Source organism: Maribacter dokdonensis DSW-8, assembly GCF_001447995.1.
Taxonomy (GTDB): Bacteria; Bacteroidota; Bacteroidia; order Flavobacteriales; family Flavobacteriaceae; genus Maribacter; species Maribacter dokdonensis.
Genome location: NZ_LDPE01000001.1, coordinates 993,342 through 1,009,223, shown reverse-complemented (window position 1 = coordinate 1,009,223; position 15,882 = coordinate 993,342). Strand labels below are relative to the sequence as shown.

At 35.5% G+C, this 15,882-nt stretch carries 11 protein-coding genes; 9 read left to right on the top strand and 2 right to left on the bottom strand.

Annotated features, from left to right (window positions below; genetic code table 11):
- Positions 1-18 precede the first annotated feature (18 nt).
- From I600_RS04475 to I600_RS04460, 4 genes are all read left to right on the top strand, one after another.
- On the top strand, positions 19-4,491 hold the full coding sequence (locus I600_RS04475; protein WP_455429466.1) for a translocation/assembly module TamB domain-containing protein: 4,473 nt from the start codon (positions 19-21) through the stop codon (positions 4,489-4,491).
- Positions 4,492-4,649: 158 nt separating this feature from the next.
- Positions 4,650-5,636, top strand: coding sequence for a 6-phosphofructokinase (gene pfkA / locus I600_RS04470; RefSeq protein ID WP_058103291.1), 987 nt, complete (start codon positions 4,650-4,652; stop codon positions 5,634-5,636).
- Between the two features lie 23 nt (positions 5,637-5,659).
- Positions 5,660-6,661 carry a type I glyceraldehyde-3-phosphate dehydrogenase gene (gap, locus tag I600_RS04465; protein ID WP_058103290.1) on the top strand — a complete coding sequence of 334 codons (1,002 nt, stop codon included), beginning with the start codon at positions 5,660-5,662 and terminating at the stop codon, positions 6,659-6,661.
- A gap of 88 nt (positions 6,662-6,749) precedes the next feature.
- A complete protein-coding gene (locus I600_RS04460) occupies positions 6,750-7,601 on the top strand; it encodes an N-acetylglucosamine kinase (protein ID WP_058103289.1) in 852 nt (283 codons plus the stop codon).
- Between the two features lie 4 nt (positions 7,602-7,605).
- Here the strand turns inward: I600_RS04460 and I600_RS04455 are convergent, their stop codons facing one another.
- Together I600_RS04455 and I600_RS04450 are read right to left on the bottom strand one after the other, a co-directional pair.
- Entirely contained in the window at positions 7,606-7,986 is a 381-nt protein-coding gene (locus I600_RS04455; protein ID WP_058103288.1) for a RidA family protein, read from the bottom strand.
- A 20-nt stretch (positions 7,987-8,006) separates the two neighbouring features.
- The gene (locus tag I600_RS04450) at positions 8,007-10,694 is read right to left on the bottom strand and encodes a putative LPS assembly protein LptD (RefSeq protein ID WP_082642887.1); all 2,688 of its coding nucleotides are present in this window, start codon (positions 10,692-10,694) and stop codon (positions 8,007-8,009) included.
- A 179-nt stretch (positions 10,695-10,873) separates the two neighbouring features.
- On the opposite strand from I600_RS04450, the gene I600_RS04445 reads away from it, so the two are divergent.
- Genes I600_RS04445 through I600_RS04425 form a run of 5 tightly spaced genes read left to right on the top strand, consistent with a single transcriptional unit; the run spans position 10,874 to position 15,856 of the window.
- Complete coding sequence (locus tag I600_RS04445; RefSeq protein WP_058103286.1) at positions 10,874-12,202, top strand: N-acetylmuramoyl-L-alanine amidase family protein; 1,329 nt, start codon at positions 10,874-10,876, stop codon at positions 12,200-12,202.
- A gap of 47 nt (positions 12,203-12,249) precedes the next feature.
- Positions 12,250-13,215: an MlaD family protein gene (locus tag I600_RS04440; RefSeq protein ID WP_058103285.1), complete on the top strand. Its 966-nt coding sequence runs from the start codon at positions 12,250-12,252 to the stop codon at positions 13,213-13,215.
- Positions 13,216-13,230: 15 nt separating this feature from the next.
- A complete protein-coding gene (locus I600_RS04435) occupies positions 13,231-14,556 on the top strand; it encodes a (Fe-S)-binding protein (RefSeq protein ID WP_058103284.1) in 1,326 nt (441 codons plus the stop codon).
- 8 nt (positions 14,557-14,564) lie between these two features.
- Positions 14,565-15,356 carry a (Fe-S)-binding protein gene (locus I600_RS04430; protein ID WP_058103283.1) on the top strand — a complete coding sequence of 264 codons (792 nt, stop codon included), beginning with the start codon at positions 14,565-14,567 and terminating at the stop codon, positions 15,354-15,356.
- 17 nt (positions 15,357-15,373) lie between these two features.
- The gene (locus I600_RS04425; protein ID WP_058103282.1) at positions 15,374-15,856 is read left to right on the top strand and encodes a hypothetical protein; all 483 of its coding nucleotides are present in this window, start codon (positions 15,374-15,376) and stop codon (positions 15,854-15,856) included.
- Positions 15,857-15,882: the final 26 nt, after the last annotated feature.

Here is a 15,882-nt window from a genome sequence, read left to right as displayed (position 1 = left end):
GGTAAAACATAAAGACCTATCAAAAAACTGAGAAAAATATTGGTTAGAACATTATTGGTGATTTTACTGATATGTGTTTTAGGTACCATCGTTTTTTCACTGCCAGTGGTACAGACCTTATTGGCACAGTTTGCTACGAAAAAAATCAACGATCAATATGGAACGCACATCAATATTGAGCGGTTAAAGGTTTCGTTGATTTCTTGGAATACAGGTTTGGAGGGTGTCTATATTGAAGATTATCAGCAGGATACACTTTTTTATGTAAATGAACTTAAAACCTCTATTCTAAGTTTAGGTAATCTTGCTCAAGGTAATTTGGAATTTGGTGATATCGCTGTTGATCAACTGAACTTTAAACTTAAAACATATTTTGGCGAGAGAAATACCAACTTAGAAGTGTTTGTGGATAAGTTAGATGATGGCAAGCCAAGGGCAGAGGGTACGCCCCCTTTTAAATTATCTTCATCTAATGTTGATATTGCGCATAGTAAGTTTAAATATATTGATGAGAATTTACAAAATACTACAGTTTTAAATTTTGATAGCCTAAACATAAATGCGGGCGACTTTTTAATTTTAGGACCAGAGGTTTCTGCGGATATTAAAGAAATGTCATTCTTTAGCAATAGAGGGTTAAAAGTAGATCGCTTGGCTACCAATTTTAAATATACCAAGCAGCAAATGCGTTTTGATTCTCTAAGCATCAATACACCATTATCTGCTTTAGAAGGTAATTTGGTTTTTAATTATAACCGAGAAGATTTTGCCGATTTTTTGAACAAGGTTAATGTAGTTGCCGAGTTTAAGGAGTCTAAAGTGGCTTTTGATGAAGTCAACTTACTTTATGATGAATTTGGAAAAGGTAAAGAAGTAACCTTCAATGCAAATGTGAATGGAGTATTGAACGATTTGAACACAGATGACCTTTTCTTGTTTTCAGATGATACCGGTATTCGTGGTAATTTTAATTTTAAAAATCTCTTTAATAAACAGAAAGCATTTAGTTTAAATGCCGAAATGAGGAATGTAACAAGTAGTTATTATCAATTAAATGCATTATTGCCCAATTTAATTGGTAACTCTTTGCCGTCGTCATTTAGCAAATTAGGGCAATTTACAATTCGTGGTAATGCTTTTATTACCAATTCTTCTATTGATGCTAAAGTGAACTTAAATACTGCCGTGGGTAGTAGTTATGCAGATATTGTACTTAGCGATTTTAATAATATTGACAATGCAACTTATAAAGGTTTTATTTCTTTAATAGATTTTGATTTAGGTGATTTTGCCGAGAATAAAAACTTGGGAAAAACAACCTTGGATTTTAATGTGGAGGGTAAAGGTTTTGTAAAAGAAAAATTGAACACCGAGGTAATTGGTCAAATTTATTCTTTGGAGTTTAATAAGTACAATTATCAAGATATTAGAGTGTCGGGGATTATAAAAGATCAATTGTTTGATGGTTCTTTGGTAAGCAATGACGAGAATTTTAAGTTCGATTTTAAGGGTCTTGCAAATGTTGCCGAGACTAGGAACAATTTTAATTTTATCGCTTCGGTCGATTATGCCGATTTAAAGAAACTGAATATTATAAATGATAGCGTTTCTGTATTTAAAGGAAATGTAAGTATGGATATTACGGGCACCACGCTTGATAATATTGTTGGTGATATCAATTTTACACAAACTAGCTATCAAAATAAAAATGATACTTACTATTTTGATGATTTTGCGGTTACCTCTAGTTTTGATCAAGAGAGGGAACGAACCATAAATATAAATTCTCCAGATATTATTACCGGATTTATGAAAGGTAATTTTAAGGTCAGAGAATTGGGTAAACTTGTGCAGAACTCCTTGGGTAGTATTTATACAAACTATAGGCCTTTTCAAATTTCAGATGGTCAAAATCTCTCCTTTAATTTTAAGATTTATAATAAAATCGTAGATGTGTTCTTTCCGGAAGTTCGCTTTGATCCTAATACGTTTATTAAAGGTAATATAGTAGCAGATGAGGGTGATTTCAAATTAAATTTTGAGTCCCCAAGTATAGAGGCCTTTGGTACGGCAGCCGATAAAATTGAAGTGCGTATAGATAATAAAAATCCATTATTTAATACCTATGTATCTGTTGGTGAGTTGGATACCCCGTATTATAATTTTAAGGATTTTAACCTGATCAATACTACCTTAAAGGATACTTTGTTCTTTAGGTCAGAGTTTAAAGGCGGTAGTGAGTTCAATGATTCTTACAACCTAAACTTTTACCATACATTCAATAAGGAAAATAAATCTGTAATTGGTCTTAAAACCTCTGATGTTAATTTTAAGGGGAATAAGTGGGTTTTAAACAAAGAGGGAAATACAAAGAATAAGGTTATTCTAAGTAGGTCTTTAGATAGTATTACAATTCAAGAAATTGTAATGAACAATGAAGAGAAAGAGAAGATAAGGTTAAAAGGACAATTGGCAGATTCTACTTACAAAGACCTGCAGTTGCAATTTAAAATTGTTTCCTTAGATAAGATAACTCCGGTAATAGATAGTTTGAAATTACAGGGAGAGGTCAATGGTACCTTAAACGTTTTACAGAAAGATGGTGTTTATTTGCCATCATCAAATCTAAATATTGATAAATTCGGTATTAATGATATTCCTTTAGGTGATTTAGCTATTAATATCATTGGCAATAGAGATTTGACAGAATTTCAAGTGAACTCCCAACTGTCTGATAATGGCTTGGAAAAATTTAGCGTAGTTGGTAGTGTAGAGAATAGGGGAGATATACCAAGGGCAGATTTAATTGCGAATTTCAGCAATTTTAATTTAGAACCTTTTAGCCCTTTGGGTGAAGGGGTTATTGATCATATTAGGGGAGATATAGACGGTAGGGTGGTTATAAAGGGAGATGTTGATAATCCAAACTTTGACGGGCTTCTTACTTTGGACAATGCTGGTATTGCTGTGCCGTACCTAAATGTAGATTATGAATTTGCACCCCGGTCTAGAGTTGTTCTAAGTAATCAAACATTTGATTTTGAAAATATAGCATTAAAAGATGTAGCTAAAGGTACTACGGCAAATTTAGATGGTACCATTACTCATAGTTTCTTTAAAGATTGGGTTCTGGACTTGAATGTTGATACCAAGAATGATAGGTTCTTGATTTTAAATACAGAATTTAAAGAGGGTGAGTTATATTATGGTACTGGTTATTTGAATGGAACAGGACGAATCTATGGTCCTACTACTGCTTTGAATATTACGGTTGATGGTACTACCGCAAAAGGTACTTCTTTAAAAATTCCGCTTAGTGATGTTGCTAGTGTAGGGGATTATTCTTTTATCAATTTTATTGAAAAGAACGATAAAAAGAGAATAGAGAGTCAGCGACAATTAAAGGATTATCAAGGTCTTGAACTTGAATTTAACTTAGATGTAACGCCTGATGCCGAAGTTGAAATAGTAACGGATACAAAAACCGGTAGTTCCCTAAAAGGAACAGGGGTAGGTATTATTTTAATACAGATCAATACCAATGGTAAATTTGAAATGTATGGTGATTATGTTGTGGTAACAGGTGAATTCAATTATAAGTTTGGTGGTATTATAGATAAGAAATTTACGGTTGAACCCGGGGGCACCATTAATTGGGATCAAAAACCATTAGAAGCCATTTTGAATATGGAGGCGATATATTCATTAAATGCGAATCCTGCTCCATTATTAGATGATGCCGGTTTTACCCGTAGAATTCCTACTGACGTAATTATAAGTTTAACCGGGCAGCTTCAAAAGCCAGATATTGATTTTGGTATTGATTTTCCGGGTACTAATTCTATTGTAAAATCAGAATTGGAATACAGACTGCAAGATCCCACGGTAGAGGAGAAAAATGCGATATTCCTATTGGCTCAAGGTACTTTTGTAAATTCTCAAAGTGGTATTAACCAACAAGCAATTACAGGTAATTTGGTTCAAAGCGCATCTAGCATTTTGAATTCAATTCTTAGTGGTGGTAATGATAAGTTCAACCTTGGTCTATCCTATGAGCAAGGTATTTTAGACCGTTCTGCGGATATTGAGACAGACGATAGAATTGGTGTTACGGTATCAACACAAATATCGGATAGAATTCTATTTAACGGTAAAGTAGGGGTTCCGGTGGGTGCATCTAGTGAAACCTTGGTCGCAGGTGATTTTGAAATACAGGTGTTGCTAAATGAAGAAGGTACGTTAAGTGCAAATTTTTTCAGTAGACAAAGTGAAATACAGGCATATTTGTCGGATCAACAGGGGTCTACCCAAGGCGCGGGAATTTCGTATGAAGTTGATTTCAATAATTTTAAGGAACTTTTTCAAAAAATACTGGCTACCAAACCAAAAGAAAAAGAGGTACCTGTAAAAGAGATTGAAACACCATCATCTGTAATGGGAAATGATAGCCTTATTCGTTTTTACAATAAGCCAAAATCATTAAATCAATAACTAAACGCTACATAATTGTTAAGTATTTAAATATTTTAAGAATTTAAGCATCAATATGTTACAACGAAATCCTTTTCGTTGATTTTTTCTTAAAATGCGATGGAAGTTAGTTCCTTTTTTGATGAAGATTTGTTACTTTCGTTGGCTTAAATTTTTCAATGTTATCACAAATTAAAAAAATAGCAGTGCTGACTTCAGGAGGCGATTCTCCTGGTATGAATGCAGCAATTAGATCGGTTGTTCGTACGTGTGCCTATATGAAGGTAGATTGTGTTGCAGTCTACAGAGGGTACCAAGGTATGATTGAGGGAGATTTTAAACCAATGGATGCCCGTAGTGTAAATAATATTATCAATAAAGGGGGGACTATTTTAAAATCGGCAAGATGTAATGACTTTAGAACTCCAGAAGGAAGAAAAACAGCTCATGATCAGCTAGTAAAGGCAGGTATAGACGCGTTTGTCGTTATTGGAGGAGATGGTAGTTTTACCGGTGCCATGATTTTTAATAGAGAGTATAACTTTCCTGTAATTGGAATTCCCGGTACTATTGATAATGATATTTTTGGTACTACGTTTACATTAGGTTTTGACACAGCTTTGAATACTGTGGTAGAGTGTATAGATAAAATTAGAGATACTGCCAGTTCCCATAACAGATTGTTCTTCGTTGAGGTTATGGGTAGAGATGTTGGGCATATTGCGCTTAACGCCGGTGTTGGAGCAGGTGCAGAAGAGATTTTGATTCCTGAGGAAAACTTAGGTTTAGACAGGTTGTTAGAATCTTTGAAAAGAAGTAAAGAGTCTGGTAAATCATCTAGTATAGTTATTGTTGCCGAAGGTGACAAATCTGGTAAAAACGTATTTGAACTTAAAGAATATGTTGAAGAACATTTGCCTATATATGATGTGCGTGTATCTGTTCTAGGGCATATGCAAAGAGGTGGTGCGCCATCTTGTTTCGATCGTGTGCTTGCCAGTAGAATGGGCGTAAAGGCGGTTGAGGCATTATTAGAAGGCAAAACGAACCTTATGGTGGGTATACAGGATAATCAACTTACTTTAACGCCAATTAACAAGGCGATAAAAGGACATACAAAAATTGATAAGGAGCTTATAAGAGTTTCAGAAATAATGACTACATAATTTAAATATTAAAAAGAGAGAAAATGTCAAATTTGAAAATAGGAATTAACGGATTCGGTAGAATAGGAAGATTAGTCTTCAGAACAACAATCAAGCGTGGAGATGTTGATGTAGTAGCTATCAATGACTTGTTAGATGTTGAGCACTTGGCTTACTTGTTAAAATATGATTCGGTACATGGTAAATTCGATGGTACTGTTGATGTAAAAGATGGTCAATTGATCGTAAATGGTAAGACTGTTCGTATTACTGCGGAAAGAGACCCTAAAAATTGTAAGTGGGATGAGGTTGGTGCAGATACCGTTGCTGAATGTACAGGTATTTTTACAACTTTAGAAACTGCTCAATATCATATAGATGGTGGTGCTAAAAAGGTTGTTATTTCTGCGCCTTCTAAAGATGCTCCAATGTTTGTAATGGGAGTTAACCATACAGAGGTTACTGCTGATAATACAATTGTTTCAAACGCATCATGTACTACAAACTGTTTAGCTCCAATGGCTAAGGTATTAAATGATAAATTTGGTATTGAAGAGGCTTTAATGACCACTGTTCATGCAACAACGGCTACTCAAATGACTGTTGATGGTCCTTCTAAGAAAGACTGGAGAGGCGGTAGAAGTGCAATGTTGAACATTATACCGGCTTCTACGGGTGCTGCTGTAGCGGTTACCAAGGTAATTCCTGCTTTGAAAGGTAAGCTTACGGGAATGGCGTTTAGAGTTCCTACTGCAGATGTATCTGTTGTAGATTTAACTGTTCGTCTTGAAAAGGAAACTTCTTACGAAGAAATTAAAAAAGCATTTAAATCTGCTTCTGAAGGAGAGTTAAAAGGTGTTTTAGGATATACAGAGGAGTCTGTAGTTTCTCAAGATTTCATAGGTGAGTCTCATACAAGTGTATTTGATGCTGGTGCAGGTATCGAGTTGAATTCTAAATTCTTCAAGTTGATCTGCTGGTATGATAACGAGGCTGGTTTCTCCAATAAAATGGTAGACCTAATTCAGCACGTTAACACGTTGTAAGCATCATTTTAGTATAACAATAATATATCCTGAAAATGAGGCTTTTGCGTCTTGTTTTCAGGTTTATTTTTTTAAAGACATTCGGTATATGATTTTAATAGTAGATAGTGGTGCAACCAAGTCAGATTGGATTGCTTTAGATGAAAATGGCGAACAGCTTTTTTTAACGCAAACATTGGGTTTAAGCCCAGAAGTGTTGACAAAAGATGTCATAGAAGATCGCTTAGCGAATAATTTTGAACTTTCTAAGAACAGGGAGAAAGTCAGTCATTTGTACTTTTATGGTGCCGGTTGTGGTACCGATCGTATGAAAGTCTTTTTAAAAGGTATATTCAAAGACTTTTTTCCAAATGCAAAAGCAGATGTAAAGGAAGATACATATGCGGCAATTTTTGCTACTACCAAAGTTGGTCACCAAGGTATCGTTTGTATTTTAGGTACGGGGTCTAATTGTAGCTATTATGACGGTAACCAATTATTTCAAAAAGTAACATCATTGGGGTATATACCTATGGATGATGGTAGTGGGAATTTCTTTGGACGTAAGTTGATACGTGATTACTATTTTCATAAAATGCCATCTGATCTAGCGCATAAGTTTGCGGCTTCGCATGATTTAGATGCCGATGTAATTAAAGAAAACTTATATAAGCAGCCTAACCCAAATACATATTTGGCGACCTTTGCTAGGTTTTTAATTGAAAATAAAGACCACCCGTACTCTAAAGGGGTTATAGATAAAGGTTTTCAGCAATTTATAAATAACTACGTAATGCAATTTGAATTGGCTACAAAGGTGCCAATCAATTTTGTAGGTAGTATTGCGCATTACCTAAGAGATGAATTAACATCTGTACTGCTTAGAAATGATTTGATCGTTGGTGTTATTAGGCAAAGACCTATTGAAGGGCTTGTGGAATTTCACAGATCAAATATGTAAAACGTTATTTTACGGCAATCATTGAAATTTCAACATTTACGAACTTAGGTAAATTTGCTACTTCAACGGTTTCTCTTGCAGGTGCAGTTTCTGCATTAAAGTAAGTGGCATAAACTTCGTTTACATCGGTGAATTGATTCATGTCACTGAGAAATATTGATGATTTAACAACATGTTCAAAGGTCATTTCAGCTTCGGTTAAAATGGCCTTTAAATTTTCCATAGACTGTTTAGTTTCTAATTTAATATCACCTGAAACTAATGCGCCACTTTTTGGATTAATTGGAATTTGCCCAGAGATATATAAAGTGCCATTACTTAAAATTGCTTGGTTATATGGGCCAATTGGTGCTGGGGCATTTTCTGTATTTATAATTTTTTTCATCGTAGCTAATGTTTAATTTTTTAATTCTGACTTCTGTTTTCCCACTTAAGGTCTTTTAAGATAGAAGAATCTATACCAATAAAGAAATACCATCTTTTATAGGTGCCAAAAGGTGTCCAGTTAAAACGCATGGTGAAACTTTTAAGGTCTCGTTGAAAACGCAATTGGGTTAAGGTGAAACCTTGATTTTTGAAATCATAACCAGATGAACCTCCTATAGACCACCTTGGCGCAAGTTCTATGTCACCGGAAAACATTAAAGAGTGACTACTAAATTCATTTTGCCTTGCTGTGTTGCTATAGTTTGCGGAATAGGCTAACCTAAAATTCCATGGTATTTTGGTTCCATATACTGGGTTTTCAACATCGGCATTTTTGTCGTCCTTCCTAATGGGGTTTGAATTGAAATCATCGGCCCTTCCAAAAAGGTCGTCATCTCTACCACCACTTTGCGCTACGTAATCAAAAGGATCTTCATCTTCTTCTTCCTTCCTTCCTTTGTCATCTTTTTTATTGAACATATCACTACTAATAGAATAGGATACATTGGCATTAGCTCTAGTAAGTCTAAATAGGCTACCGCCATTGTCAATATTCCATGTGTCTATTCTTCTACCATTATTATCTATGGCATAAGGGTCTAAACCGGCAGAAAAATTAATGGACATTTTGTTGTCCAAAATGTTGGTTCCACCATTAATGCTCAGTGGATTCAATCTAAGGGAATCAGATTCGAAATTATATCCGGTGGAGACATTAAAATTACTTAAAAGAGATATTTTTTTAGGTTCAAGTTTTGTGGAGTCTTTATCCTTTACCTTAGCTTCTAAAGTGTTGGCCAATGAAAAACTTAAGCTGTTAGACTGCCCTAAAGAAGGTGCTCCGTTTAATGTTCCCGTAAAACGACTGTATTGTACTTCTACACCGTCTTCACCTAAATATTCGTCATAAAATTGCTCAAATGAGGGTGCATAGCCATAACTAAGAGAAGGCCTAAGTGTGTGTCTAATAGCTTGAATTTTTTTGTCCTCACCAAAATTAAAAGTACCATACAAGGTAGTTCCAATACTTGCACTAAAATTATAGGTATTGTAACGGTCAAAACCACTAACCGTATCTATAACAACTTCCTCGGCAACATCGTCATAACTTCTGTTGTATGTTTCCAATGTCCAAACATCTTCATAGTTACCACCCAAACTAACGCTGAAAAATTTAGCAACCTTAAAGTTCGTTGCAACAGGAATACTATGGCTGGCACCTACACGGGCATTGTCAAACATCCTAGCCGTGAAAAAATCCTCATCATTTGTTGTTAGCCTATTTTGTGCGTTTACGCTGTACTGAAAGTTGATGTTGTCTATGATTCCTTTCTTTACACCGTCTTGCTTTACAAACGGATAAATACGCTCTACACTTGCTTGAAATGTAGGCAAGGTCATATTGATATTGTCATCATCGTCATCATCATCTGTAGCTACCGATGTCAGTTGTGAGTGGGTAGCGGTCAAACTCATGTTCACAGAAGGGTAATTTGGGAATGTTTTAGAGTATGAAATTGATGATGATAGGGTGTTGTTCTGGGTATTTGGTAAATTTCTTTGTTGTAAGGAATTTTGGTAATAATCACTACTTCCTAAATTTACCGATGCTGAAAATCGAGAGTTGGGACTTGCCTTGGTGTCTTGTGTGTGAGAAAATTGAATATTATAATTTCTTGAAAGACTGTAATCACTAAAACCTTTTTGGCTATTAACGATATTTTCAAATCTTAGGTTTACATTACCACGATACTTGTACCTTTTAGTATAGATAGATGCTGTTCTAAATGCGTAACTTCCGTTCGTATAAAAGTCTCCGGATAAAGTAATGTCGGCATAATCACCTAATGGTACATAATACCCCATATCTTGCAAAAAGTAACCGGCATCTGGATCGTTACCGAAAGAAGGCATTAAAACACCTGCTGATCGGCCAACACTCAGTGGAAAATAAGCAAATGGCATTGCTATTGGGGTTGGTACGTCTGCAATATATAAATTGCTGAACCCGGCAATTACTTTTTTCTTGGGAACAAATTTTGCTTTTCTAACCCTTATATAATAATCTGGGTTGATAGTGTCCGTTGAGGTGGTCAATTTTCCTTCGCTTAGAAAGTAAACGGAATCATTCTCTTTTTTGGTAATCTCGGCATAAACCTTCATGGCATCACTGCCCAAAGCACCGGCTGCCGCTTGTTGTTCTGTTCGTGAGTTCCAAATTAGTGCCTTTTGCGTATCAAAATTAAAACGGATAGAATCTGGAATAACAATGTTCGATCCCTGTTTAAAATAGGGTAGCTGGCTGTAATTGCCAAGTGAGTCAACCATTCTACCGGCATACACCTCATTTTTAATGTAATCCATGATGATGATACCAGCTTTTAACTCCGTATCTTGATAATAGATTTCAGCTTCGTTATAGAGGTAAATTTTATTTTCTTTTTGGCTTAATTTCACATAATCTTTAGCCTTATAAGTGATTTTATCTAAAAGTAAAGGAGGCTTTTGATTAAGGGAATCTGTAGCCAAAGAATCATTGGCTATAGAGTCTTTTATTGCGGTTGGCGGAAATAGTGGTGCAATAATTGAATCTCTCTCTGCTTTGATATTGAGCGGAGTGATTTTTCCTTCTTGACCGATGGCAAAAAAACCACAGACAACAACCATGAATAGGAAAAGTAAGTATTGTTTGTTTGATTGCAAGGCTATATATCCTATTTTTGTAAAGGTTTGGCGGTCAAATGAGCCGTTATTTGAGATGTCAAACTTACATATATTTTTTAATCCCCATGTAGGGTCTTACAATAAATTTAACCATAATAAGGGCGATATAATCCCCAATACATATGAAAATAAAATTCTTAAGCATTTCATTGGTTTTAGTTACAGCCGTATTTCTACTGTCTTTTACTGTTGATAAACAAGAAGTTGAATCTGATGATCCATTTATTGTTGTTTTAGATGCCGGTCATGGTGGTCATGATCCAGGAAACCTGGGAAATGGGTATTTGGAGAAAAAAATTGCTTTGAACATTGTTTTGAAAGTCGGTGAAATTCTTGAAAAGAATAAGGATATTAAAGTTATCTACACGCGTAAAGACGATACGTTCATTGATTTGTACGTTAGGGGCGAGGTTGCCAATAAAGCCAATGCAGATTTATTTGTGTCGGTTCATTGTGATTCCCACACCTCAGATGCGCATGGGGCAGGAACCTTTGTATTAGGGTTGCATGCCAATAAGCAAAATTTCGAAATTGCGAAAAAGGAAAACTCTGTAATTTATTTAGAGGACAACTATGAAAACAGGTATGCGGATTATGATATTAATTCGCCGGAATCGGTAATAGGTTTGACCATAATGCAAGAAGAGTTTTTGGATCAAAGCGTTGCTTTGGCCACAATGATACAGGAAAATTTTTCTAGGCAACTTAAAAGGACAGATAGAAAAGTAAAACAAGCTGGTTTTATAGTATTGCACCAAACTTTTATGCCAAGTGTTCTTGTAGAGACCGGTTTTCTTACCAATAAGGATGAAGGTGCTTATTTAAACTCTACTAAAGGGCAGAATGAAATGGGAGATGCCATTGCGAAAGCCATATTGAATTATAAAGAAGGCGTACAACCTACTGTAAAGAATGTAGAAACTACGGTTTCTAAACCTAATGTGCCGCCAATTAAAGAAGAAGTGGTGGCTAAAGCTGATGAAAAAAAGGAACTGGCTGTTAAAGAAATAGCTGAGATTGAAGAGAAAAAAAATGAAGCTAAAGAAACGGTTGCAGAAAAAGTTTCTGAGGTTGAAAAAACGGAACCTATTAATACACCGGCGGTTGTTGTAAAGAAAGAAGAGGTTGCTCCAAACGTGCAAGTAAAAGAAGCGATCAATGCCAATGAAGTAGCTAAATCCATTGTCTTTAAAATTCAGTTAATGGCAAGCAGTAAGAACGTTGCACTTAACCCTGGTAATTTTAAAGGACTTTCAAACCTTTCACAAGAACCTTATAAGAATTTATACAGGTATATGTATGGTGAAACAAGGTCATATAGAGAAGCTAAAATGATGCAAGGTCAGGCACAGGGTAAAGGATATAAATCGGCTTATATTGTAGCTTACAAGCTTGGAGAAAGAATTCCTATTCAAGAGGCTATAGACGAGGTTTCTCAATTTAATCCATAAAGTGTAAATATTATTCATAATTTTGAGTGTAATAAAAATACAGTTGCTTGAAACTATCTAGAGAATTAAAAACGGGAATTATTGTAATTGGTGGCATACTACTGTTCATCATGGGATTCAGTTATTTAAAGTCCACTCCAATTTTTGATAATAGCAAAACCTTTTTTGCAGTATACCCTAATGTTGGCGGACTTCAATCTGGTACTACTGTTTCTATTAATGGTTTTAGTGTTGGTAAGGTTAATGATATTAGGTTTTTAGATGAAAGGGGAAATCTATTGGTAACTTTTACGGTTGGTAATGATTTTAAATTTTCTAAAAATAGTACGGTAGAATTATATGATACAGGTATTATTGGTGGTAAGGGGTTACAGATAAAACCTATTTTTGATGGTGCACCCGCGCAGTCTGGAGATACTTTAAAAACTGAAACAAGACCTGGTATTACCGATCTAGCACAGCAAAAACTAAATCCATTGGTACGTAAAGTTGAATCTGCAATTTCTGGAGCAGATTCTGTATTGGTTAATGTGAATTCTGTCTTGGATGAAAACACCAAGAAAGAGCTGAAAGAAGTTATAGGTGGTTTAAATGAACTGATCACTAGCTTAAACGGAAGTGCATCAACACTTAATACCGTTTTGGCCGGAAATGAAGAAAAACTAAATACTTCATTTGAAAATTTTGAAAAGCTTACGGCTAATTTTGCGAAACTATCAGATTCTTTAAACGCTGCCGGTCTTGGCCGTACCTTGGCCAGTTTAGAATCTACCATGGCAAATCTAGATCAGCTAACAGCCAAAATTGAAAATGGCGATGGTTCTATGGGCTTACTTATGAATGATAAGGAGCTTTATTCAAATCTAAACAATGCTTCTAGAGAGCTAGACTTATTGCTGCAAGATTTTCGTTTAAACCCTAAAAGGTATGTAAACGTTTCGGTTTTTGGTAAGAAACAAAAAGATTATGAATTACCAGAAGATGATCCTGCCGCAAATTCTATAGAGAATTAAAGAAGACTTAATTATATGCAATATCTCCCTAATGTAATTTTTGTAATCCTACTTGTTGTAGGTGTTGGTTTTTTTGTCAAGAATATTAGCAAGCTAAAAAGAAATATATTCCTTGGTAAAGAAGCTTCTTTGAATGATAATAAACCACAGCGTTGGAAAAACATGGCCAAAATTGCCCTTGGGCAAACTAAGATGGTCGTAAGGCCAATTGCCGGTATGCTGCATATCATTGTTTATGTTGGTTTTATCATTATTAATATTGAGGTTCTTGAAATTATTTTGGACGGTATTTTTGGTACCCATAGAATGTTCGCCGTTCTAGGGCCTGTTTATGATTTTTTAATTGGCTCTTTTGAAGCTCTTGCGCTATTGGTAATAGTGTCTGTGGTAATATTTTGGATAAGAAGAAATATCATAAGATTAAAGCGTTTTCTTAAGCCTGAAATGGAAGGATGGCCAAAAAACGATGGTAACCTTATACTTTATATTGAATTGGTTTTGATGGTGCTATTCTTGACCATGAATGGGGCTGATTATCAATTGCAACAAATGGGGGCAGACCACTATGCGGCTGCAGGTTCTTTTCCAATAAGTAGCATGCTTTCACCAATTTTTGAGAATATGTCAATTCCTACACTTGTACTTGTTGAGCGTATAGCTTGGTGGTTACATATTGCCGGAATATTGTTTTTCCTTAATTATTTATATTATTCAAAACATTTACATATTCTTCTTGCCTTCCCAAATACATATTATGGTAAGCTTACTCCTAAAGGGCAATTTAAGAACTTACAGTCGGTAACAGATGAAGTACGTATGATGATGGACCCAGATGCGGATCCGTATGCCGAACCTGCTGAAGATGCTGCTGTGCCAGATAAGTTTGGAGCATCTGATGTACAAGATTTGAGTTGGGTACAATTGTTAAACGCTTACACGTGTACAGAATGTGGTCGTTGTACAAGTGAGTGTCCGGCCAATCAAACCGGAAAAAAACTATCGCCTCGTAAAATCATGATGGATACTCGTGATAGACTTGAAGAGGTAGGTAAGAATATCGATCAAAATAAGGGTGAATTTAAAGATGACGGTAAGCAATTACTGAACGATTATATTACGCCAGAAGAGTTATGGGCATGTACATCCTGCAATGCTTGTGTTCAGGCCTGCCCAATTAGTATTGATCCACTATCTATCATTATGGATATGAGACAGTATTTGGTCATGGAACAATCTGCCGCTCCAACAGATTTGAATAATATGATGGGTAATATTGAAAATAATGGAGCACCTTGGCCATTTAATCAAATGGACCGTTTAAATTGGAGTAAAGAATCTTAAAGAGAGATATGGCAAGTGAATTAAAAGTGCCTACAATGGCAGAGTTTTTTGCAGCTGGAACAGTTCCCGAAGTGTTATTTTGGGTTGGTTGTGCCGGTAGTTTTGATGATAGGGCAAAGAAAATAACGAAGGCTTTCGTTAAGATTTTGAATAAGGCGAATGTTTCATTTGCTGTACTTGGTACAGAAGAAAGTTGTACAGGTGACCCGGCAAAACGCGCTGGTAATGAGTTTTTGTTTCAAATGCAAGCAGTTACCAATATAGAGGTGCTAAATGCCTACGAAATTAAAAAAATAGTTACGGCATGTCCGCATTGTTTTAATACGATAAAAAATGAATACCCTGGTCTAGGTGGTAATTATGAAGTTGTACATCATACTCAATTTCTTAAAGACCTGTTGAATGATGGTAGAATAGCTATGGAAGGAGGCTCTTTTAAGGGTAAACGAATTACCTTTCATGATCCTTGCTATTTGGGTAGAGCTAACGGAGTTTATGAAGCACCAAGAGACTTGATCAGAAAGTTGGATGCTGAACTTATAGAAATGAAAAGCTGTAAGCAAAGAGGTTTATGCTGTGGTGCAGGTGGAGCGCAAATGTTTAAAGAACCTGAAAAGGGTGATAAAGATGTAAACATTGAGCGTACGGAGCAAGCTTTGGAAACCAAGCCGGAAATAATTGCTGCAGGTTGTCCGTTTTGTAACACCATGATGACCGATGGTGTTAAGAACAAGGAAAAAGAAGGTGCTGTTGCGGTAATGGATATTGCCGAATTAATTGCTACCGCAGAAGATTTATAAATATAAAAGTATAGAAATTGCTAGTAGACTTTAAAACATTACCGGAAACTTCCAGAGTTTGGATTTATCAGTGCAACCGTTCATTTTCTGATGTGGAAATAACTGAGATCAGTTCAGATTTAGATGCTTTTCTAACTTCTTGGACTGCGCATGGTAATGATTTAAATGCCGGCTATGAAATAAAGTATAAACGCTTTATTGTAATTGCACTTGATCAATCTACACAAGGTGCCACAGGGTGTTCAATAGATGCATCTGTGCGTTTTATTCAAGAATTGGAAAGAAAGTACAATGTTATGCTCTTGGATAAAATGAATGTTTCTTATAAGCAGGGGGAGTTCGTAGCCTATAAAAGTCTATTGGATTTTAAGGCAATGGCGAAACAAAAAGCCATTTCTAAAAATACTATTGTATTTAACAATCTGGTTGCCAATAAAGGAGAGTATTTAGAGCATTGGGAAGTACCTGCTTCCGAAAGTTGGCACGCTCGTTTTCTTTAACATAATTTCTTCTTAAGTATTAGAAT